Below are 20,010 nucleotides of genomic sequence, written 5' to 3'. Positions count from 1 at the left end.
GGAGTACACGTCCGTGTCAAGCAGCAAGCCGCAACCACTCACAAATGAGACGCTTGAGAGCGTCACGGGTGGTTTCAATGAGCGTTCCGGTGGTGCGGGTGCCGACACCATTGTGGGTGGCGATGGCGCTGATAAGCTGATGGGCTCGAATACCTGGGCGCCAGGTTCGGACGGCAATTGGCAGCCGACGAACAGCGGAAACGATGTGCTGGTCGGCGGCGGCGGCGGCGATGAACTGCATGGCGGCGACGGTGACGATCACCTGCGCGGCGGCACGGGTGACGACAAGGTCTTCGGCGGCGATGGCGCCGACACCATCTGGTGGCGTGCCGGCGACGGCAACGACGAACTGCACGGCGGCCCCGGATCCGACAACGTGATGGTCGAGGGCGTATCGCTGCAGCAGGTTACCGCCGGGCTGCAACTCTACCAGGGCAGCTACTCGGTCGTCGGGAACTCGATTGTCTTCAATGGCCCCGCAAATGGCCAGTTTACCGTCAACGGCGAGACGGTGCGCTTCTTCGGCGTTGAGCAACTCACCATGCCGGACTCGACATCCACACCGCCCGTGACTCCGCCTGTCACGCCGCCCTCCTCCGGCGGGGATGTCATCAATGGCACCTCGGGTTCCGACAACTTGGCCGGGTCCGGCACCTGGGGTATGGGCAGTGATGGTTCCTGGCAGCCGCAAAGCAGTGGTAACGACCAGTTCAACGCGGGCGCGGGCAATGATGAGGCGCATGGCGGGGATGGTGACGACAGCTTCCGCATGGGTACTGGTGACGACAAGGCCTTCGGCGGCGACGGTAATGATGTCTTCTATTGGAGCCCCGGTAATGGCCAGGATGAATTCCATGGGGGCCCCGGCCAAGACTCGATGATTATCGAAGGAACGCCCTTCAGCAGCATAAGTTCCAGCAACATGATGATGTACGATGGCGGGTCCTACCGCTTCGAAGGAAACTCCATTGTCTTCAACGGCCCATCCAACGGCCAGATCACCATCAACGGCCAGGTGGTGAAGTTCTTCGGCATGGAGCGAATCAACTTCACCAACAGCTGACGGAATGTCCTTTCTGGCCATTGCGCAAGCCAACCCGGTTGAGGATGGCTTGCGGCATGGGGGGCACCCCGATCGTCCGTCGACGCACGATGAATGGCACGATGGCGCGTCAGGGTGTTCACCGTGGCCAGCCAGGCTGCCGGCGCAATGGTCTTCAGCTCCGTGGCCACCCCCAGCCTGGCCACGGGCGATGAACCAGAGGCTTGTGCTTTGGCAGCAAGGGCACTGGCCGAGACGCCAGGGACAGACTACGCCGGCTTCATGACCCAGACTTCCCTGGCCCTGACAATGGGTGAGCCCGCCGGCATCGGTACGGAGATCGCAGCCAAAGCCTGGCGCTGTCTACGCCATGCCGGCCCGTCCTTTTTCCTGATCGGCGACCCTCGCCAGATTCAGGATGTGCCGACGGCGCTTATCCGCGATCCGTCGGAGGCCAAGATGCGCTTCGGCGACGCCTTGCCGGTGTTGCCGCTGGCGCTGCCGGCACCTGTGCAGCCGGGGCGACTCGATCCAGCCAACGCCCCCGCGGTGGTCGCGGCCATCGAACGAGCGGTGAGCCTGGCATTGGCCGGCCAAGCGGCGGCGGTGGTGACAAACCCGATCCAAAAATCGGTACTGACCGCCATCGGTTTTCCATTCCCGGGCCACACAGAGTTCCTGGGCGAGTTGGCGGGTACCGGCCGCCCCGCGGTCATGCTGCTGGCCTGCCCTGGCCTGCGGGTGGTACCGGTTACGGTACATATGTCGCTGCGCGCCGCTGCCGACCGGCTGACCAGTGACCTGATCATCCAGCATGGACGGATCGTGGCCGAGGCGCTGCGCCAGGATTTTGGTCTGGATCGCCCTCGCCTCGTTGTGGCTGGCCTGAACCCGCATGCGGGGGAGGAAGGGACGATGGGGCGGGAGGATATCGAGGTAGTGGCACCCGCCGTCGCTGCCCTGCGGGCCGAGGGGATCGAGGTGCGCGGCCCATTGCCGGCCGACACGCTCTTCACGCCTCGTGCACGCGCCACATATGATTGTGCGCTCTGTATGTACCACGATCAGGCGCTGATCCCGGTCAAGACCCTGGACATGGATGGGGGCGTGAACGTGACGCTTGGTCTTCGTATCGTCCGCACCAGCCCCGACCATGGCACGGCATTGGATATCGCCGGGAGCGGTCGCGCGGATGAAGGAAGCCTTGTTGCCGCGCTGCGATTGGCAGCCTCCATTGCCGCGACCCGTTCGAAGGCCGTCTGAAGGAATGCCCAAGTTGACGCCCCTGCTGTTGTCGATCAACGTTGACCATGTAGCAACCTTGCGGAATGCAAGGGGAGGCCGCTTCCCCGACCCGATCGCGGCCGCGCAGATCTGCCTTGGCGCGGGGGCCGAGGGCATCACCATGCACCTGCGAGAGGATCGTCGGCATATCCGGGACCAGGATGTGGAACGTATGAAGGCGGAAGTGCCGGCCCTGCTCAACCTGGAGATGGCGGCGACCGAGGAAATGGTCGGCATCGCACTCCGACTCCGGCCGGAGGCGGTGTGCCTGGTGCCGGAAAAGCGGCAGGAATTGACCACGGAAGGCGGGCTGGATGTCCTGAATGCAGGACCCGCATTGGGCGAGGCAGTGCGCCGGCTCACTGGGGCTGGCATTCGGACGTCGATCTTCGTCGAGGCCGATCCCGCCCAGATTGAAGGCGCGGCGCGGATCGGCGCCAATTGTGTCGAACTGCACACCGGCGCCTATGCTGACGCGTCCGCCGCGCAGCGCCCGGCCCTGCTGGCCCGCCTTGCCGCAGGGGCTCGGGCTGCGGCCGGGCAGGGCCTGGCGTGCCATGCCGGGCATGGGCTGGACTTCGGCTGCATTGGCGGCATCGCAGCCCTGCCGGATGTTTCCGAGGTGTCGATCGGCCATTTCCTGATCAGCCAAAGCCTGTTCGAGGGCCTTCCAAGTGCCGTTCGACGGATGCGCTCACTGATCGACGAGGCTCGCAACGCGCCCTGTTGATTGCCATGCCCGCAAGCATCGGGAGATGCAGAATGCGAGGCACGCCGATTGCTGAGTGCAGGCAGCCGCGGTATCCCGCCGCTTGGCGCCTGCAAGAAGCAGATATTCGATGTTGGCAGCAAGGTCCGTTCGCCAGACCATTCCCCGATGGGCGCTGACCCCGGAGGCGCCCGCCGCCATTCCCCGCACGGCCACCGTGATCCGGCTGCCCCTCGGCGCTGCGCGCAGCCGGCGGGTCCTGACTTTTCCAGCGGCCATCGCCGTGCCGCCACGTGTTCCGGAAGAGGAACCCCCGATGGAGCAGACCTTTTCTGCTCCGGTGCTGGTAGCCCTCACAGCGCCTACAGCATTGCTGAGCTGTGTCGTGGTCCTTCTGAACCTGTTGCCCTGACCTTGGGATCCTCAGCCAGCCGCAATGGCAGCATAAGCATGGGCGGTTGACGGACTCGGCAGGGCGAGCCAGCGTTGGGCCATGACTGACACTCCATCCACGGCCGAAGCCTCGCATTTTGCGGCGATCCATGCTGCAACGCTGACCCTCGACACCCATGTCGACGTCGCATGGCCCAGCATGGCAGACCCCGCGACGCGCACCGGCCGCCGGGTCGATTTCCCGAAGATGCGGGAGGGCGGCCTCAAGGCTGTCGTCTTCATCGCCTATGTTCCTCAGGGGCCTCTTTCCGAGGCGGGCCACGCCGCCGCCGGCGCGCGGGCGGAGGCAATGCTGCAGGCGATTGCCGCCACGGCTGGCGCCGAGCCCATGCGACGCCGGCTCTGCACCACCCCCGACGCGTTAGAGGCCTGCCACGCAGCCGGTGAGCTCGGGGTCCTGCTTGGCGTCGAGAATGGCTATGCGATGGGCGAGGATCTGTCCCGGCTTGCCCGTTGGCGCGAGCTTGGCGCCATCTACCTGACCCTGACGCATGACGGGCACAATGCCCTCTCCGATTCTGCACGGCCGCGAGCGGATCTCGGCGACATGCCTAGCCGCCATGGCGGGCTTTCCCAGCTCGGTCGGGCGGCGATTGCCGAGATGAACCGAATCGGCCTCATCGTCGATGTGTCGCATGTCGCACGCAGCGGCATGATGCAGGCGGCCGAGCTCTCCCGCACGCCAATCGTCGCCACCCACACCTGCTGCCGCGCCCTGCGTGACCATCCGCGCAACCTCGACGATGAGCAGCTCGAGATGCTTCGCGCCGTGGGAGGGCTGGCGCAGATTACGGCAGTGCCGAGCTTCTTGTGCAAGCCCGGGCCGGACGGGACGACGAGGGCGACACTCAGCGACTATGCGGACCATGTCGACCATGCGGTTCGACGCATCGGCATCGACCATGTTGGCCTGTCCTCCGATTTCGATGGCGGCGGTGGTTTCACCGGCTGGGAGGATGCATCCAAGACGGCGGCGGTCAGCGCCGAATTGCTGCGGCGCGGATATGGGCCGCGCGAGTTGACGCTGCTCTGGTCCGGCAACTTCCTGCGCGTATGGCGCGCGGCGCTGCGCGCCGCCGGATAGCGCGAAGGACCCGACACCTCTGGCTGGGTGCTGATGAGGTGGTGCGGTCCGGTGCCGGGCCCTCAAGAGACCGCGCGGCTGAGATGCCAAAGCCAGACTCAGCCTCCCAGGCTGTCCAGCGTCTCTGTCAAAAGGCGCAGATCCTCCGCTCGGGACAGTCGATGATCACCGTCCTTGATCAGGTGAAGGCGAACATCGCCGTGGGAGAGCGCATCGACCAGTCGTAACGCATGACGCCAGGGCACATCGGGGTCGGCCATTCCCTGCAGGATCCGAACCGGGCAGGGCAGGCTGAGCGGCCTGTCCAGCACCGATCGGCGGCGTCCATCTTCGAACAACGCCCGGGTCACCGGAGTCGGTTCGCCATAGGCGCTTGGCAGGTGGAGGACACCTTGATCCATCAATTCTGCCCGCTGTGCGTCGGAAAAGGCGGGCCACATCAGCAACTCGGTGAAATCAGGCGCTGGCGCGATGCCGATGAACCCCGCCAGTCGCGCTGGCCGGGCATTTGCCAACAGCAGGCCGATCCAGCCCCCCATGGAGGAACCGACCAGAATCTGCGGTCCCTCGGTCAGCGCGTCGAACACGAGTAACGCGTCGGCGGCCCAATCGCTGATCGTGCCGTCCTCGAATCGGCCGGCGCTTTCGCCGTGGCCGGAATAGTCGAAGCGCAGGAAGGCCCGGCCTCCTGCCGCGCAATGATTGCGCAGCGCCAGTGCTTTCGCTCCCTGCATGTCGCTTCGAAAGCCGGACAGGAAGACCACGCCAGGCCCGCGGCCCGGCAGTCGTGCCCAGGCCAGCCTTCCATGCAGGTGGCCCACCTCCTCCTGAAGGCTGGTCTCGCTGCTCATGCCGGATGGCCGCGGCGGGCGAGGCTGGCCATCAATGCGCCGATGCCGAAGGCCCAGGGGGGGCAGGAATCGGTTCGATCCACCTCGTTCTCCAGCGCGCCGAGGCGCGGTGTCGCGATGCGCACCACGTCACCCGGATGGTGGGTGAAGCCCATGCCCGGTGCGCCGCGATCCTTGGAGGGGGAGAAGGGTGTGCCGAGGAACAGTACCGCGCCATCCGGGTATTGGTGGTGCGCGCCGATCATCTGGCCGACCAGATCGGTCGGGTCGCGACTGATGTCGCCAATCCGCCCGCTGTCCTGCAGCGCGAAGCCGTCCCGGCCTGTGATGGTCAGCGTCAACTCCGCCTGGCGCACATCCTCCAGCGTGAAGCTCTCGTCGAACAGGCGGACCAGCGGCCCGATCGAGCAGGCGGCGTTGTTGTCCTTCGCGCGGCCGAGCAGCAGCGCACTGCGGCCTTCCACGTCGCGCAGATTCACGTCGTTGCCGAGCGCAGCGCCGACGATCCGGCCCTGCGCGTTCACCACCATCACCGCCTCCGGCTCCGGGTTCGACCACTGGCTGACCGGGTGTACCCCGACCTTGGCACCGGGGCCGACGGCCGACAGCACCGGGGCTTTGGTGAAGATCTCGGCATCCGCGCCGATGCCGACCTCCAGATACTGGCTCCACCACCCCTTGGCGACCAGCGCCGCCTTCACGGCCATCGCCTCCGGGCTGCCGGGCACCAGGTTGGCGAGGTCGTCGCCGATGATGCGGCGTACCTCGGCGCGGATGGTCTCCGCCTGGCTGGCATCGCCGCGGCAGCGTTCCTCGATCACGCGTTCCAGCATGGAGCGCACATAGGTCACGCCTGCCGCCTTGATCACCTGCAGGTCGACCGGCGCAAGAAGCCAGGGCTTGGCCGGGTCGCGCGCCGCATGGTGCGCATTGGCCAGGGCGGCGGGCAGATCGAGTGCCACCGGTACACCGCGGGCGCGGATGGCGGCGACCGGATCCTCGCTGTTCATCCAGGCGCTGGCAGTGCCGAAGGCGGGTGTCATGTCGAAAGCTTCGCCCCCCTGCAGCGCATGGACCACCGGACCTTCCGGCGTCATGAGGCGCAGCGCGAAGCTGCCGGCGGCGAGATCGTGCGGCAGGGCCTGGGTCATGGTTTGGTCTTCGATCCTCCCATCGTCAGGCGAGCTTACCCTGCCCTGAGGCGACGCCAAGGCTGGCGCGGTCTGTCACCGTCGGAACGGGTAGGCGGGGCCGCTTCGCCGGTGCCCAGATGGCGCGGGCCTCGGCACGCGCCGCCCGACGCGATGGGTGGTGACGGCGCCGGTGCGACGGGCCAGCATGGGGGCATGAGCGATACAGTTCCCTTGATCGAGGTCTCCGGCCTGCGCGCCGCCGATCCAGCTGCCCGCGCCGTAGTGGCGCATGCGCTCGGGGCCGCCTGCCGCGGCCCGGGCTTCTTTCTGGTGACGGGTCACGGCATTCCGCGGGCCGTCACAGACCGCCTGTTCGCCGTGGCGCGGGACCTCTTCGCGCTGCCGGAGGGCGCCAAGCAGGAAGTCTCCATTCGTCGGTCTCCGCACAACCGCGGCTATGTTGGCCTGTCCGAGGAGCAACTCGACCCTGGTCGACCCGCGGATCGGAAGGAGGCGTTCAATATCGGCCTCGATCTCGGGCCGGACGATCCGGAGGTGCTGGCTGGCAAGCCGTTCCGTGGTGTGAACCAGTGGCCGGCCGGTGTTCCGGGGCTGCGCGAGGCGGTGCTGGCGCAATTCGACGCCGTCTGGGCGCTCGGCCGGCTGCTGCATCGCGGCTTTGCCCTGGACCTCGGCCTGCCGGAGGACTTCTTCGAGTCGCGCCTGGACCGCCCGCTGGCCATCCTTCGCCTGTTGCACTACCCGGCCAAGACGGCTGCGACGAGCGCTCTCGGGGCTGGCGAGCATACGGATTACGGCAACCTCACCATCCTGGCGACGGATGGTGTGGCGGGGTTGGAAGTGAAGCGGCGCGATGGAGGCTGGGAAGCGGTCCCGCATCTCCCCGGTGCTTTCGTCTGCAACATTGGCGACTGCCTTATGCGGTGGACCAACGATGTCTACGCTTCCACCCCGCACCGGGTGCGGACCCCGGAAGCGGAGCGTTTTTCGGCTGCCTTCTTCCTCGATCCGAACCCGGATGCGGTGGTGGAAGCGCTGCCCGGTTGCACAGGCCCCAGCAACCCCGCCCGTTACTCGCCGGTGTCTGGCGCCGATTATCTGCGGGAAAAGCTGGACGCGACCTATGCGCATCGGCGCAAAGGTTGAGCCGGTGCCAATGGACGTGGCGAGGCGGCTTGGCTAGGAAGCCCGGGCCATGAACCCCCGGCCATGACGCCCCCCTCCGCCGTGCTCCAGGTGCTGCCCGCTCTGGCCTCGGGCGGGGTGGAGCGCGGCACGATCGAGATTGCCGAGGCGATCCGCGATTCAGGATTTCGGCCTATCGTCGCCTCGGCTGGCGGCGCCCTGGTGAGCGAGCTCGAACGTCTTGGCGTACGGCATGTGATGTTGCCGCTGGCGACAAAATCGCCGCTCGGGTTGTGGCGCAATGCCGGCAGTCTGACCGCGCTGGCGCGGGCGGAGGGGGTTCGGATCATCCATGCCCGCTCCCGGGCCCCGGCCTGGTCCGCCCTGCTGGCGGCAAGGCGCAGCGGAGCAGCCTTCGTTACCACCTATCACGGCACCTACAACGAGAACCTGCCAGGCAAACGGCTTTACAATTCCGTCATGGCGCGCGGCGACCGTGTCATCGCGATAAGCGGCTTCATCGCCGATCTGATCCGGACGCGGCATGGCGTGCCGGAGGAGCGCATCCGGCTGATTCCGCGGGGTGTGGATCCGCGTCGTTTCGACCCGGCTCTGATCTCGGCCGACGCCATCGATGCGCAACGCGCTGCATGGGACGCGGCGCCGGGAGTCCCGGTCATCCTGCTGCCAGGGCGGCTCACGCGATGGAAGGGGCAGGGTGTGCTGGTGGCTGCCCTGGCGCGTCTTCGCCCGCCCGCCATTGCCGTGCTCGCCGGTGGCGGCCGTCCAGGCTTCCAAGCTGAACTCCAGGCACAGGCGGCACGGGAAGGGGTGGCCGACCGGCTTCGGATCCTGGGCCATGTGCCGGACCTGGCGGTGGCCATGGCCGCTGCGGATGTGGTGGTGCATGCCAGCACCGATGCGGAGGCCTTCGGGCGGACCGTGATCGAGGCGCAGGCGATGGCCCGGCCGGTGATTGCGGCCGACCTCGGCGGGCCGCGAGAGACGGTGGAGCAGGGGGCGACGGGCTGGCGCGTGCCGCCTGGCGATCCGGATGCGCTGGCCAAATGCCTGGCTCAGGTCCTGGGCATGTCGACTTCAGCGCGGGAAGCCGTGGGCCGGGCGGCGCGAATGGCGGTGCTGGCGCGCTACAGCACAGCGGCAATGCAGGCCGCGACCCTCGATGTCTACCGGGAATTGTTGGCATGACGGCCATTCTCGTCATCCGCCTGGGCGCGCTCGGCGATTTTGTTCAGTCCTTCGGTCCCTTTGCGGCAATTCGGGCGCATCATCCGGAGGCCCGGATCGTCCTGCTGACGACGCCACCTTTCGCAGCCCTGGCCCGCCGCAGCCCCTGGTTCGACGATGTCTGGGCGGATGGTCGGCCTTCCTGGCATACACCCCGGGCCGTGCTGGCGCTCGCGCGGCGCCTGCGCAGCGCTGGCTTCGGACGGGTCTATGATCTGCAGACCTCCGGCCGCTCCTCCCGCTACCGTTGGTTGGTGGGTCAGGGCGTTGAGTGGTCAGGCGTGGCGCGGGGCGCCTCCCACCCGCATGCCAACCCAGATCGCGATTCCATGCACACGCTGGAGCGGCAGCGCGAGCAATTGGAGGCCGCCGGCATCCGCCACTTTCCCGCACCGGAACTCGACTGGCTGGATGCGGATCTGGCCCATTTTGCCCTGCCGCCGCGCTTCGCCCTGCTGGTACCCGGCGCCTCGCCCCTGCGGCCAGGCAAGCGATGGCCGGCGGCCCACTTCACGGCTTTCGCCGCAGGCTGCGTGCAGCCCTGCGTGGTGCTGGGCGGGGCGGGCGAGGCGGCTTTGGCCGAGACGATTTGCGCCACCGTACCGGGCGCGATCAGCCTGGCCGGCCGCACTAGCTTTGCTGAGGTCGCGGCGCTGGCCCGCCGCGCCAGCTTCGCACTGGGCAACGACACCGGTCCCACGCATCTTCTGGCCGCCGCCGGGTGCCCCACCCTGGCGCTGTTCGGCGGCGACAGCGACCCGGCGCTATGTGCCCCGCGCGGCCCGGCCGTGGCCGTGCTACGCCACCTTCCGCTGTCCGGGCTGAGCGTGGAGGCGGTGCGTGCGGCTTTGGCCGGAATCATCCCTCCGGAAGCGGCGCAGGCATGAAGGCCTGTTGGGTCCATTGGCGCAGCGCCTCCGTCTCCGGCTCCGTGAGCTTCTCGTCCAGCGCGCGCAGGGCGTTGAGCAGGGTGACAAACAGCGCGCGCGCCAAGCGCATAGGACCATCCGCCGGGGCCGGCTCGCCCAGCCGGACATAGCCGCGCAGCAGCCAACGAAGCAGCGCCAGCACCTCCCGCGCCGAGACACTGTGCCCGGCGGCGGTTGCGGCAGTGGCAAGGCGCGCGGCAGCCTCGACCGGGTCGAGCGGCTGCGCACGCGCGATCGCGTCAAGTAGGAAGGCCAGTTCTGCCGGGCCGAAGGCCGGCAGATCCTGCGGCAACGCCTTGGCATCCCGCGATCCCCACAGCAGATCCTGGACCAGGGAAGCGGCCTTCTGCATGGCGGCTGCATCGGGCGGGCCTTCCGCTGCGGCCTCCGCCCCCGGGGCCAGGATTGGCCGAGGGGGTTCGCCTTCGAGCCGCTCGGGCACCGCCGGGGCTGGCGCCGCGGGTTGCGTGTCGGAAGGTGCCTTGGCGGGTGGCGTGGCGGGTGGATCGGTGTCGGCCGGTTCCGGCAGGTGCTCAGCCGGTGGTCGGCGCAGTGGCGGCCTGGTCGGTTCGGCCAGGGGCCGCGGGGGGTCTGCGAACTGCGCGATCGGCAGGTCGCCCATGCCCTGGTGGGCGAAATCCTCCAGCCCCACCACCAGGTCGGCGGCTGCGAGGTACGCTGCCTTGGCGGTGTCCTGCGCCAGCACGGTGATACGCCGGTCATGGGCGCGGAGCCGCATCAGCGCCGGCAGGAAGTCGCTGTCGCCGGACAGCAGGACGAATTCTTCGAACCGGGTCGGGTGGTCCAGTGCCTCCCGCATGTCGAGGGCCAGCTTCATGTCGGCGCTGTTCTTCAGCCAGGCGAGCGGCGGGCAATCCACGACCTCGAAACCCGCCTGCACGAAGGCGGCTCGGAATTCGGAGAAGTAGCAGCGGTTGCGCAACTCGCGCGCCAGGCGGTATCGCGCGACAGCCCTGCCAGGCTGGAAATCGTGGTAGCCGGCCGGGTTCAGGTAGCAGCGCCGCACCAGGGTCCGCCGCGTGGCGAGGCTGCCGTCTCCGGCGCGCCCCTCCAACCAGGCCAGCCAGGCATCGGGACGTTCCCCGAAGGCATAGGCCGCGCGCTCGTCCCAACGCAGCAGGGCCATGAAGACATTGTCGAAATCGACATAGAGCGCGGCACGTGGTGGCGAATTCTCGCGGTTCATGAATATGTCCAGCAGTGCGACGGATACCGCCCCAGTGCCTTGACGACGGCACGGCGGGCTGGCCATGGTCGCGCCCCCTCCGCCCATAGTCCAGGAGCCCTGTGGACCAATGCCCGCGATCACCTTGCCTGACGGTTCCGTCCGCGCCTTCGACGGGCCCGTCACCGGCACGACGGTCGCGGCCAGCATCGGCCCCGGCCTGGCCAAGGCCGCGCTCGCCATGCAGGTGGACGGCGTGCTGCGCGACTTGTCGGACGAGATCTCGGCGGATGCCAGTCTCCGCTTCATCACCCGCCGCGACCCTGAGGCGCTGGAGATGATCCGCCACGACACAGCCCATGTGCTGGCGGAGGCGGTGCAGGACCTGTTCCCCGGCACCCAGGTGACCATCGGCCCGGTGATCGAGAACGGCTTTTACTACGACTTCTTCCGGAACCAGCCCTTCAGCGTCGAGGATTTTGCCGCGATCGAGGCGCGGATGCGGGAGATCGTGGCGCGCAACGCGGCGTTCCAGCGCAGCGTGGTCTCCCGCGCCGAAGCCACCGCGCTCTTCGAGAAGAGGGGCGAGGCCTTCAAGGTCGAGCTGATCCGCGACCTGCCGGATGGCGTGGATATCAGCCTCTACAGCCAGGGCGAGTGGATCGACCTGTGCCGCGGGCCGCATATGCGCTCCACCGGCGATGTCGGCACCGCCTTCAAGCTGACCAAGGTCGCCGGCGCCTATTGGCGCGGCAAGTCCGAGAACCCGGTGCTTTCCCGCATCTACGGCACCGCCTGGCGCGACCAGAAGGAGCTCGACACCTACCTTCTCCAGGTCGAGGAGGCTGAGAAGCGCGACCACCGCCGCATCGGCAAGGAAATGGGCCTGTTCCACCTGCAGGAGGAAGCGACCGGCAGCGTCTTCTGGCACCCGAAGGGCTGGAAGCTGTACCGGACGGTCGAGGACTATATGCGCCGCCGCCTAGACCAGGCCGACTACCAGGAGGTGAAGACCCCCCAGCTGGTGGACCGCCGCCTCTGGGAGGAATCCGGCCACTGGGAGAAATTCCGCCACGCCATGTTCCTCGCCAAGGTCGAGGACAAGGACGAGGCGGATCGCACCTATGCGCTGAAGCCGATGAACTGCCCCTGCCATGTGCAGATCTTCAACCAGGGCGTCCGCAGCTACCGCGAACTGCCGCTGCGCATGGCCGAGTTCGGCGCCTGCCACCGCTTCGAACCCTCGGGTGCGCTGCACGGCATCATGCGCGTGCGCGCCTTCACCCAGGACGACGCGCATATCTTCTGCGAGGAACACCAGATCGCGGATGAGACGGTACGCTTCGTGGCGCTGCTCTCCGGCATCTATCGCGACCTCGGCTTCGCCGATTTCCAGGTGAAGTTCTCCGACCGCCCCGCCGTGCGGGCCGGCGACGACGCGACCTGGGACCGTGCCGAAGGCGCGCTGAAGGAGGCCTGCGCCGTCGCCGGGGTGGAATACGAGCTGAACCCGGGGGAGGGCGCCTTCTACGGCCCGAAGCTGGAATTCGTGCTGCGGGACGCGATCGGCCGCGACTGGCAATGCGGCACGCTGCAAGTGGATTTCGTGCTGCCGGAGCGACTGGATGCCGTCTATGCGGCGGAGGATGGCACTCGCAAGCGGCCGGTCATGCTGCACCGGGCGATCCTGGGGTCCTTCGAGCGCTTCCTCGGCATCCTGATCGAGCAGCATGCGGGCCGCTTCCCGCTGTGGCTGGCACCGGTACAGGTGGTGGTGGCAACCATCGTCTCCGACGCTGACGACTATGCGCGCCAGGCCGCAGCGGCCCTGGCCAGGGCCGGATTGCGGGTGGAACTCGACCTGCGGAACGAGAAGATCAACCGCAAGGTGCCCGACCACATTGCTCAGCGCGTGCCAGTACTGGCCGTGGTCGGGCGGCGGGAGTCGGAGGAGGGGATGCTGGTGCTTCGCCGCCTGCCAGGGCGGGAGCAGGAGAGCCTGCCCCTGACCGAGGCCGTGGCGCGACTGGCGGCCGAAGCCACCGCGCCCGATCTGCGGCAAATCCTGGCTGTTGCGCCGCAATAAGGCCGCAGGATGCCGCAATGGCGTGCAGGCTGGGTCGCGTCCTGGCTTGCACCCACGGGGCCGGATCGCCATAACAGACGAGAGTCGGTTTGAACAACGATAGGAGAGCGCTATAGCCCGAGGTCCGATGCCCGCCCAGATGCCGACACGCGACGGCCCGCGGGTCAATGAGGAGATCCGTGTCCCCCAGGTCCGCCTGATCGATCAGGATGGCGAAATGATCGGGGTGATGTCCGCGCGGGATGCTTTGCTGCGGGCTTACGAGGTCGGCCTCGACCTTCTCGAGATCAGCCCCAACGCTGTGCCTCCGGTCTGCAAGATCCTGGATTACGGAAAATACAAGTACGAGCAGCAGAAGAAGGCGAACGAAGCGCGCAAGCGTCAAAAGGTCGTCGAGCTGAAGGAAATAAAGGTTCGCCCGAACATCGATGACCACGACTATGAAGTGAAGATGCGCCAGATGAAGGAGTTCATCGGCGAGGGTGACAAGGTGAAGGTCACGCTCCGCTTCCGCGGCCGCGAGATGGCACACCAGGATCTGGGCCTGAAGGTGCTCGACCGGATTCGGACGGAACTGGCGGAGGCCACCAAGGTCGAGTCCATGCCGCGCTTGGAAAACCGGCAGATGATCATGGTGCTGGCGCCCAAATAGGCGCCAGTTGCTGCCACCACGCTGGCGCTGCGGGCGCAGCGGAATCTCCATGATGCCGGAGGTGCACGACCCGCATGTTCGCCGCGATCCAACGGCGTCTGTCCGCCCTTGTCGTTGGTCCGTCGGCGCCGCGCGCCGCAAAGATTGCGCCGGATTCGGCGCAGTCATTCAGGGCTCCGGCCTTTACGGTGCCGACTCCTGCCCAGTTGGCCGAGGATGCAGCACTGCCCGAACGCGCCGCTGTCTTTGCCGCCGCCTGCCGCAGTCGTCTGCCCATGCTGGATCGGGTGATGGCAGGCCTGGTGGCGGAGGGGCGATTGCGTCCTGACCAGCAGGCTTATGGCCAGGAGCATCGGCCTCGCTTCACGGAGGCGCTCTTTGCGATCGAGTCGCTGCTGGCACCCGCGCCTGATTGGCCAGCCTGCTCGGTACTGGAGGTCGGCTCCCCATCACGCGCAAGTTGTTCCATGCGGCCTTCCCGCGTCTGCATCTGACGGCGGCGTGCCTGTTCCACCACCGCCAGCTGGACGGCATCGTGGAGCGTGCGGTGCCGGTGGATCTCGAGAAGCTGGACCTGCGTGGCGTGTCGACCCCAGGCGCTGGCGGACCCAACGCTGCGTGACCTCGACATGACGATGCTGTGCGGAGTGCTGGAGCACCTTCTGGTCAACCCGGCGAACATCTTCCGCGCCCTGGCCGCGACCCTTCGCCCCGGTGGCCTGCTTTACGTTACAACGCTGAATTTTCTCCGTCAGGGCTGCCGAGGCCTCCTGCTCCCTGGACGCAATCCGCAACGGCTGTTCCGTCCGGACTATCGGCCGGAGGATCGTTTTCACCACCATGTCCGCGAGTAAACGCTGGCAGAAGTGCTGGACGCGATGCAGGCGGCCGGTCTGGCACTGGAACCGGCGCTGTATTCCGCCTGCTGGGATAGCGATGAGGAGGCTGCGCGGCTGCTGGCCGCTGCACTGCGCGATCTGGTGGTGGTGGGGCGCAAGCCGGACTGAAAGGGGGTACCCTCACATCGCCGGCGCAATTCGTCTGCCACCCGGCGGTTGGCTTCGGGCTTTGCATCGGTGCGCGCTTGACGCAGGCGACAGGCGCCGCTAGTCGGGCTCTTCCGGTCCGCCCTGGGCCAATCGGTCGTCCTGCTTCGTGCGGGTCGGCTCCGCCGCTCCGCGAAGGCTCGCGCAGCGGCGCGATTTCGTTTGGGGCGAACGCAATGGCTACCGAGGTATCAGGCCGCCACGATGGGCGAGGCGCACCATGTTTGAGGCTTTGGGCAACCGGCTGACGGGGGTCTTCGACAAGCTGCGCCGCCGCGGCGCACTGTCCGATTCCGATGTCCAGGAGGCGCTGCGGGAAGTCCGCATTGCGCTGCTGGAGGCCGATGTCGCCCTGCCGGTTGTGCGTGACCTGGTCAACCGCGTCCGGGACCGCGCGGTGGGGCAGGAAGTGATTCGCAGCGTCTCTCCGGCGCAGCAGGTCATCAAGATCGTCAATGATGCGCTGGTGGAGGCGTTGGGCGGCGGGGAAGGGGATGATGGCAAGCGCGGCATCGACCTGAACGCACCGTCGCCGCTGCCGATCCTTATGGTCGGGCTGCAGGGTTCGGGTAAGACCACCACTTCCGGCAAGATCGCGCTGCGGCTGCGAACGCGGGAGCGGAAGAAAGTCCTGCTGGCCTCGCTCGACGTGCATCGCCCGGCAGCGCAGCTGCAGCTGCAGCAGCTGGCGGATCGCGCCGAGGTCACCTGCCTGCCGATCGTCGCCGGCCAGCGGCCGCTGGAGATTGCCGCCCGCGCCATGGATTTGGCACGGCGCGAGTTGTTCGACGTGGTCATCCTGGACACCGCCGGCCGGCTTTCCATCGATGCCGAGCTGATGGCCGAAGTGGCCGCGGTGAAGGCCTTCGCAAAACCGCATGAGACGCTGCTGGTCGTCGATGCGATGACCGGTCAGGATGCGGTGCAGACGGCTCGCGCCTTCAACGAGCAGGTCGGCGTCACGGGCATCGTCATGACGCGCGTGGATGGCGACGCACGGGGCGGCGCGGCGCTGTCCATGCGCGCCATCACCGGCGCGCCGATCAAGCTCCTGGGTGCCGGCGAGAAGCTTGATGCGCTGGAGGACTTCCACCCCGATCGCATCGCCAACCGCATCCTCGGCATGGGCGACATCGTCTCGCTGGTCGAAAGGGCCGCCGAGACGATCGACCAGGCGGAAGCCGAGAAGCTCGCGAAGAAGATGCAGAAGGGGTCGTTCGACCTCGAGGACTATGCCCAGCAGATCAAGCAGATCGGCAAGATGGGCTCGCTGTCCGGCATCCTCGGCATGCTGCCCGGCATTGGCAAGATGAAGGCGCAGATCGAGAACGCGAACCTCGACCAGTCCATGCTGAAGCGGCAGGCCGCCATCATCTCCTCGATGACGGTGAAGGAACGGCGCAAGCCGGAGCTGATCAAGGCCTCGCGCAAGAAGCGCATCGCCGCGGGCTCCGGCACGACGGTGCAGGAAATCAATCGCCTGCTGAAGCAGTTCGACGACATGTCGGACATGATGAAGCGGATGAACAAGATGGGCCAGAAGGGGCTGATGCGCGGTGGTCTCGCCTCGCTGATGCCCGGCCTTGGCAACAAACGACCTTTCTAAAGATCAGGAGAAGGTAACCCTCATGGGCCTCAAGATCCGCCTCGCGCGCGCCGGCGCCAAGAAGCGTCCCTACTACCACATCGTGGTGGCGGACAGCCGCAGCCCGCGTGACGGCCGCTTCATCGAGAAGCTGGGCAGCTACAACCCGATGCTGCCGTCGGACCACCCCGATCGCGTGCGCCTGTTCGCCGAACGCATCACGCATTGGAAGTCCGTCGGCGCCCTGCCGACGGAGCGCGTGGCCAAGTTCCTGGGCCATGCCGGCCTGGCACCGATGCCCGTGTATCCGGAACAGCCGAAGCAGTCCGCGCCGAAGAAGAAGGCGCAGGAACGCGCCGCCGCGAACGCCGCGGCCGGCTGAACGGACGGTGCTGGCGGTGGCGCGGGTGCGACGCGTGATGGTGGGGGAAATCGGGCGGCCGCACGGCGTGCGGGGCCTGGTGCGTCTGCACGCCTTCACCACCGACCCGCACGCCATTGGCAGCTACGGGCCGCTGACGGACGAATCCGGCACGCGCCGCTTCGTGGTGACGCCGATGCCCGACGGCATCGGGCGCATCGACGGTGTGGCCGACCGCGACCAAGCCGCGCGCCTGACCGGCACCAAGCTGTTCATCGACCGCGACCGCCTGCCGCCCCCCGCGGATCCCGAGGAGTTCTTCCTGTGCGACCTGGAAGGCCTTGCCGCCTTCGGGGCGGATGGGACCGAGATTGGCTCGGTGCGCGCGGTGGAGGATTACGGTGCCGGTGCCATCCTGGTGGTGGATGGCCCGGCGGGCGAATTGCTGCTGCCCTTCACCCGCGCCGTGGTGCCGGTGGTGGACATCGCCGGCGGCCGGCTGACCGTGGTGCCGCCGGAGGAGGTGGTCGTGCCGCCCCGCCCGGGCGAGGACGCGGCCGCATGACCTGGCAGGCCAACATCCTGACCCTGTTCCCGGAGATGTTCCCCGGACCGCTCGGCCTGTCGCTTGCCGGCCGGGCGCTGCGCGAGGGGCGTTGGGGGCTGCGCGCGATGGACATCCGCGGCTTCGCGACGGATCGGCATCGCACGGTCGACGATACGCCTTTCGGCGGCGGGGCGGGGATGGTGATGCGGCCGGATGTGCTGGACGCGGCTTGCGCGGCGGCGGTGGCGGAATCCCCCGCTGCGCCTCTGGTCTACCTAACGCCGCGCGGGCGGCTGCTGGACCAGGCCCTGGTCCGTGACCTGGCCGCCGGGCCGGGCGTGGTGCTGCTCTGCGGCCGCTACGAAGGGGTCGACCAGCGAGTGATCGAGGCCCGCGGCATGGTCGAGGTCTCTGCCGGCGACGTCGTGCTGTCGGGCGGCGAGCCGGCGGCGCTGCTGCTGCTCGATGCCTGCGTCCGGCTGCTGCCGGGCGTGATGGGCGCGGCAGCGAGCGCGGAGGAGGAAAGCCACGGCACCGAGGGACTGCTGGAGTATCCGCACTACACGCGCCCGGCCGAATGGCAGGGCCGCGCAGTGCCGCCGGTGCTGCTCTCCGGTCATCATGCCGAGGTGGCGCGCTGGCGCCGAACGGAGGCGGAGGCCGCGACCCGCGCGCGGCGCCCCGATCTCTGGGACCGACATCTCCGCCGACGGGCGGAATCCCATGAACCGGCTGAGGCGGGGCGGCTGGACGGCCACCCGGCCGCCGCCTAGATCCAATGAAGCAAAGGACCAACCGATGAACCTGCTCCAGCAGTTCGAGGCCGCCCAGCAGGCGCGCCTCTCCGCCAGCCGCCCGACCCCCAGCTTCGACGCGGGCGATACCCTCCGCGTCATGGTGAAGGTGGTGGAAGGCGAGCGCACGCGTGTGCAGGCCTATGAAGGCGTCTGCATCGCCCGCAGCAACCGCGGCCTGAACAGCAACTTCACCGTCCGCAAGCTGTCCTATGGCGAGGGTGTGGAGCGCATCTTCCCGCTGTATTCGCCGAACGTGGCGGAGATCATCGTGGTTCGCCGTGGCAAGGTACGGCGCGCGAAGCTGTATTACCTGCGCGGCCGCACCGGCAAGTCCGCGCGAATCGAGGAGCGGGCGCGCGACAAGCGCGAGACCGCGACCGCCTGACCCGGCAGCGGCCCCGCCGCGCCGGCGGGGCCCTCGGGTTGGAGGACGAAGGACAAGGGGGAAGGCGATGGCCAAGCCACGCACGCTGTTCGACAAGATCTGGGACGCCCATGTGGTGGAGACGCTGCCGGACGGCACGGCGGTACTCTACATCGACAAGCATCTCACCCACGAAGTCACCAGCCCCCAGGCCTTCGAAGGCCTTCGCCTGGCCGGCCGCCGCGTGCGACGGCCGGATGCAACGATCGCGGTGGTGGACCACAACATCGCCACCGACGCCTCCCGCTACGGCCGCATCGAGGATCCGGAAAGCCGCCAGCAGGTTGAGACGCTGGAGAGGAACGTCGCCGAGTTCGGCGTTCCTTACATCCCACTGACGGATATCCGCCAGGGGATCGTCCACGTCATCGGGCCGGAACTCGGCTTGTCCCTGCCGGGAATGACGTTGGTCTGCGGCGACAGCCACACCTCCACCCACGGCGCCATGGGCGCGCTGGCCTTCGGCATCGGCACTTCGGAGGTGGAGCATGTGCTCGCCACGCAGACGCTGCTGCAGAAGCCGGCGAAGAACATGCGCATCACGGTGGATGGCACGCTGCCCGCAGGCTGCACCGCCAAGGACATCGTGCTGGCCATCATCGGCCGGATCGGCACCGGCGGCGGCACGGGCCATGTGATCGAATACGCTGGCGAGGCGATCCGCGCGTTGGACATGGCCGGGCGCATGACGCTCTGTAACATGACCATCGAGGCCGGCGCCCGGGCCGGCATGGTGGCGCCGGACCAGACCACCTTCGACTACGTGAAGGGTCGGCCCTTCGCGCCGAAGGGCGAGGCATATGAACGTGCCGTCGGCTGGTGGAAAACGCTGCCGACGGATGAGGGCGCACATTTCGACAAGGAAGTGCGGCTGGACGCTGCCGGTATCGCGCCGCAGGTGACCTGGGGCACCAACCCGGAAGCCGTGCTGCCGATCACCGGTACTGTGCCGGATCCGGCGCTGGTGGCCGACGAGGACCGCCGGGCGCAGATGGCGCGCATGCTGCAGTACATGGACCTGCAGCCGGGCCAGAAGCTGGAAGGGCTGAAGATCGACGTCGCCTTCATCGGCTCCTGCACCAATTCCCGCATCGAGGATATCCGTGCCGCCGCCGCGATCGCCCGCGGCCGCAAGGTGGCCGATGGCGTGCGCGCCCTGGTGGTGCCAGGCTCCGGCCTGGTGAAGAAGCAGGCGGAGGATGAGGGGCTGGACCTGATCCTGAAGGAAGCGGGCTTCGAGTGGCGCGAGGCCGGCTGTTCCATGTGCCTCGGCATGAACCCTGACAAGCTGACCCCCGGCCAGCGCAGTGCCAGCACCAGCAACCGCAACTTCGAGGGCCGACAGGGACCGGGCGGGCGCACCCACCTCGTCTCCCCGGCCATGGCAGCGGCGGCGGCCATTCACGGCATGCTGGTCGATGTCCGCAAGCTGCAGGAGGGTGTGTGA

21 protein-coding genes are annotated in these 20,010 nt (G+C 67.9%); 18 read left to right on the top strand and 3 right to left on the bottom strand.

Going from position 1 to position 20,010, the window contains the following annotated elements; genetic code table 11:
• Nucleotides 1-13: 13 nt before the first annotated feature.
• The 4 genes from HEQ75_RS08660 to HEQ75_RS08645 all read left to right on the top strand — a co-directional run bounded on the left by HEQ75_RS08660 (nt 14) and on the right by HEQ75_RS08645 (nt 4,572).
• Complete coding sequence (locus tag HEQ75_RS08660; protein WP_168029319.1) at nt 14-1,063, top strand: calcium-binding protein; 1,050 nt, start codon at nt 14-16, stop codon at nt 1,061-1,063.
• Nucleotides 1,064-1,324: 261 nt separating this feature from the next.
• Nucleotides 1,325-2,305 (top strand): 4-hydroxythreonine-4-phosphate dehydrogenase PdxA, encoded by a 981-nt coding sequence (gene pdxA, locus HEQ75_RS08655; protein WP_168029317.1) that lies wholly within the window; start codon nt 1,325-1,327, stop codon nt 2,303-2,305.
• A gap of 22 nt (nt 2,306-2,327) precedes the next feature.
• Nucleotides 2,328-3,056 carry a pyridoxine 5'-phosphate synthase gene (locus tag HEQ75_RS08650; RefSeq protein ID WP_456237385.1) on the top strand — a complete coding sequence of 243 codons (729 nt, stop codon included), beginning with the start codon at nt 2,328-2,330 and terminating at the stop codon, nt 3,054-3,056.
• Nucleotides 3,057-3,528: 472 nt separating this feature from the next.
• Entirely contained in the window at nt 3,529-4,572 is a 1,044-nt protein-coding gene (locus HEQ75_RS08645) for a dipeptidase (protein WP_168029313.1), read from the top strand.
• Nucleotides 4,573-4,670: 98 nt separating this feature from the next.
• On the opposite strand, the gene HEQ75_RS08640 is transcribed toward HEQ75_RS08645, so the two are convergent.
• On the bottom strand, nt 4,671-5,423 hold the full coding sequence (locus HEQ75_RS08640) for an alpha/beta hydrolase (protein WP_168029311.1): 753 nt from the start codon (nt 5,421-5,423) through the stop codon (nt 4,671-4,673).
• A complete protein-coding gene (locus HEQ75_RS08635) occupies nt 5,420-6,574 on the bottom strand; it encodes a fumarylacetoacetate hydrolase family protein (protein ID WP_168029309.1) in 1,155 nt (384 codons plus the stop codon). The genes HEQ75_RS08640 and HEQ75_RS08635 overlap by 4 nt, the downstream gene beginning before the upstream one ends.
• Before the next feature lie 195 nt (nt 6,575-6,769).
• Here HEQ75_RS08635 and HEQ75_RS08630 point away from each other — a divergent pair, with 195 nt between their 5' ends.
• The 3 genes from HEQ75_RS08630 to HEQ75_RS08620 all read left to right on the top strand — a co-directional run bounded on the left by HEQ75_RS08630 (nt 6,770) and on the right by HEQ75_RS08620 (nt 9,837).
• Nucleotides 6,770-7,723: an isopenicillin N synthase family dioxygenase gene (locus HEQ75_RS08630; RefSeq protein WP_168029307.1), complete on the top strand. Its 954-nt coding sequence runs from the start codon at nt 6,770-6,772 to the stop codon at nt 7,721-7,723.
• A 63-nt stretch (nt 7,724-7,786) separates the two neighbouring features.
• On the top strand, nt 7,787-8,911 hold the full coding sequence (locus HEQ75_RS08625; RefSeq protein WP_168029305.1) for a glycosyltransferase family 4 protein: 1,125 nt from the start codon (nt 7,787-7,789) through the stop codon (nt 8,909-8,911).
• Nucleotides 8,908-9,837 (top strand): glycosyltransferase family 9 protein, encoded by a 930-nt coding sequence (locus HEQ75_RS08620; RefSeq protein ID WP_168029303.1) that lies wholly within the window; start codon nt 8,908-8,910, stop codon nt 9,835-9,837. The genes HEQ75_RS08625 and HEQ75_RS08620 overlap by 4 nt, the downstream gene beginning before the upstream one ends.
• Here the strand turns inward: HEQ75_RS08620 and HEQ75_RS08615 are convergent.
• Nucleotides 9,809-11,086 carry an NYN domain-containing protein gene (locus tag HEQ75_RS08615; RefSeq protein ID WP_209318434.1) on the bottom strand — a complete coding sequence of 426 codons (1,278 nt, stop codon included), beginning with the start codon at nt 11,084-11,086 and terminating at the stop codon, nt 9,809-9,811. The genes HEQ75_RS08620 and HEQ75_RS08615 overlap by 29 nt on opposite strands.
• Nucleotides 11,087-11,195: 109 nt before the next feature.
• Here HEQ75_RS08615 and thrS point away from each other — a divergent pair, with 109 nt between their 5' ends.
• From thrS to leuC, 11 genes are all read left to right on the top strand, one after another.
• The gene (gene thrS / locus HEQ75_RS08610; protein ID WP_168029299.1) at nt 11,196-13,151 is read left to right on the top strand and encodes a threonine--tRNA ligase; all 1,956 of its coding nucleotides are present in this window, start codon (nt 11,196-11,198) and stop codon (nt 13,149-13,151) included.
• Between the two features lie 139 nt (nt 13,152-13,290).
• The gene (infC, locus tag HEQ75_RS08605; RefSeq protein ID WP_235961403.1) at nt 13,291-13,803 is read left to right on the top strand and encodes a translation initiation factor IF-3; all 513 of its coding nucleotides are present in this window, start codon (nt 13,291-13,293) and stop codon (nt 13,801-13,803) included.
• Nucleotides 13,804-13,877: 74 nt separating this feature from the next.
• Nucleotides 13,878-14,297: a hypothetical protein gene (locus HEQ75_RS27820; protein WP_209318433.1), complete on the top strand. Its 420-nt coding sequence runs from the start codon at nt 13,878-13,880 to the stop codon at nt 14,295-14,297.
• Nucleotides 14,298-14,432: 135 nt separating this feature from the next.
• A complete protein-coding gene (locus tag HEQ75_RS08595) occupies nt 14,433-14,657 on the top strand; it encodes a methyltransferase domain-containing protein (protein ID WP_168029293.1) in 225 nt (74 codons plus the stop codon).
• Between the two features lie 12 nt (nt 14,658-14,669).
• Entirely contained in the window at nt 14,670-14,810 is a 141-nt protein-coding gene (locus HEQ75_RS08590; RefSeq protein WP_168029291.1) for a hypothetical protein, read from the top strand.
• A 259-nt stretch (nt 14,811-15,069) separates the two neighbouring features.
• A complete protein-coding gene (gene ffh / locus HEQ75_RS08585) occupies nt 15,070-16,455 on the top strand; it encodes a signal recognition particle protein (RefSeq protein ID WP_168029289.1) in 1,386 nt (461 codons plus the stop codon).
• Between the two features lie 22 nt (nt 16,456-16,477).
• Nucleotides 16,478-16,816, top strand: a complete 339-nt coding sequence (gene rpsP, locus HEQ75_RS08580; RefSeq protein ID WP_168029287.1) for a 30S ribosomal protein S16 — start codon at nt 16,478-16,480, stop codon at nt 16,814-16,816.
• Nucleotides 16,817-16,853: 37 nt separating this feature from the next.
• The gene (gene rimM / locus HEQ75_RS08575; RefSeq protein ID WP_168029376.1) at nt 16,854-17,360 is read left to right on the top strand and encodes a ribosome maturation factor RimM; all 507 of its coding nucleotides are present in this window, start codon (nt 16,854-16,856) and stop codon (nt 17,358-17,360) included.
• A complete protein-coding gene (trmD, locus tag HEQ75_RS08570) occupies nt 17,357-18,115 on the top strand; it encodes a tRNA (guanosine(37)-N1)-methyltransferase TrmD (protein ID WP_168029285.1) in 759 nt (252 codons plus the stop codon). The genes rimM and trmD overlap by 4 nt, the downstream gene beginning before the upstream one ends.
• 25 nt (nt 18,116-18,140) lie before the next feature.
• The gene (rplS, locus tag HEQ75_RS08565) at nt 18,141-18,524 is read left to right on the top strand and encodes a 50S ribosomal protein L19 (protein WP_168029283.1); all 384 of its coding nucleotides are present in this window, start codon (nt 18,141-18,143) and stop codon (nt 18,522-18,524) included.
• A 67-nt stretch (nt 18,525-18,591) separates the two neighbouring features.
• On the top strand, nt 18,592-20,010 hold the full coding sequence (gene leuC / locus HEQ75_RS08560) for a 3-isopropylmalate dehydratase large subunit (protein WP_168029281.1): 1,419 nt from the start codon (nt 18,592-18,594) through the stop codon (nt 20,008-20,010).

Origin of the sequence: Falsiroseomonas selenitidurans (genome assembly GCF_012103215.1) — a bacterium.
Classification (GTDB): domain Bacteria; phylum Pseudomonadota; class Alphaproteobacteria; order Acetobacterales; family Acetobacteraceae; genus Falsiroseomonas; species Falsiroseomonas selenitidurans.
This window is presented reverse-complemented; position numbering and strand designations above follow the sequence as displayed.

Excerpts from the sequence above, each read along its gene's own strand:
- pdxA (WP_168029317.1), top strand. The coding sequence starts at position 1,325 with ATGACCCAGACTTCCCTGGCCCTGACAATGGGTGAGCCCGCCGGCATC.
- HEQ75_RS08645 (WP_168029313.1), top strand. The coding sequence starts at position 3,529 with ATGACTGACACTCCATCCACGGCCGAAGCCTCGCATTTTGCGGCGATC.
- HEQ75_RS08640 (WP_168029311.1), bottom strand. The coding sequence starts at position 5,423 with ATGAGCAGCGAGACCAGCCTTCAGGAGGAGGTGGGCCACCTGCATGGA.
- HEQ75_RS08635 (WP_168029309.1), bottom strand. The coding sequence starts at position 6,574 with ATGACCCAGGCCCTGCCGCACGATCTCGCCGCCGGCAGCTTCGCGCTG.
- HEQ75_RS08630 (WP_168029307.1), top strand. The coding sequence starts at position 6,770 with ATGAGCGATACAGTTCCCTTGATCGAGGTCTCCGGCCTGCGCGCCGCC.
- HEQ75_RS08625 (WP_168029305.1), top strand. The coding sequence starts at position 7,787 with ATGACGCCCCCCTCCGCCGTGCTCCAGGTGCTGCCCGCTCTGGCCTCG.
- HEQ75_RS08620 (WP_168029303.1), top strand. The coding sequence starts at position 8,908 with ATGACGGCCATTCTCGTCATCCGCCTGGGCGCGCTCGGCGATTTTGTT.
- HEQ75_RS08615 (WP_209318434.1), bottom strand. The coding sequence starts at position 11,086 with ATGAACCGCGAGAATTCGCCACCACGTGCCGCGCTCTATGTCGATTTC.
- thrS (WP_168029299.1), top strand. The coding sequence starts at position 11,196 with ATGCCCGCGATCACCTTGCCTGACGGTTCCGTCCGCGCCTTCGACGGG.
- infC (WP_235961403.1), top strand. The coding sequence starts at position 13,291 with ATGCCGACACGCGACGGCCCGCGGGTCAATGAGGAGATCCGTGTCCCC.
- HEQ75_RS27820 (WP_209318433.1), top strand. The coding sequence starts at position 13,878 with ATGTTCGCCGCGATCCAACGGCGTCTGTCCGCCCTTGTCGTTGGTCCG.
- HEQ75_RS08595 (WP_168029293.1), top strand. The coding sequence starts at position 14,433 with ATGACGATGCTGTGCGGAGTGCTGGAGCACCTTCTGGTCAACCCGGCG.
- ffh (WP_168029289.1), top strand. The coding sequence starts at position 15,070 with ATGTTTGAGGCTTTGGGCAACCGGCTGACGGGGGTCTTCGACAAGCTG.
- rpsP (WP_168029287.1), top strand. The coding sequence starts at position 16,478 with ATGGGCCTCAAGATCCGCCTCGCGCGCGCCGGCGCCAAGAAGCGTCCC.
- rimM (WP_168029376.1), top strand. The coding sequence starts at position 16,854 with ATGGTGGGGGAAATCGGGCGGCCGCACGGCGTGCGGGGCCTGGTGCGT.
- trmD (WP_168029285.1), top strand. The coding sequence starts at position 17,357 with ATGACCTGGCAGGCCAACATCCTGACCCTGTTCCCGGAGATGTTCCCC.
- rplS (WP_168029283.1), top strand. The coding sequence starts at position 18,141 with ATGAACCTGCTCCAGCAGTTCGAGGCCGCCCAGCAGGCGCGCCTCTCC.
- leuC (WP_168029281.1), top strand. The coding sequence starts at position 18,592 with ATGGCCAAGCCACGCACGCTGTTCGACAAGATCTGGGACGCCCATGTG.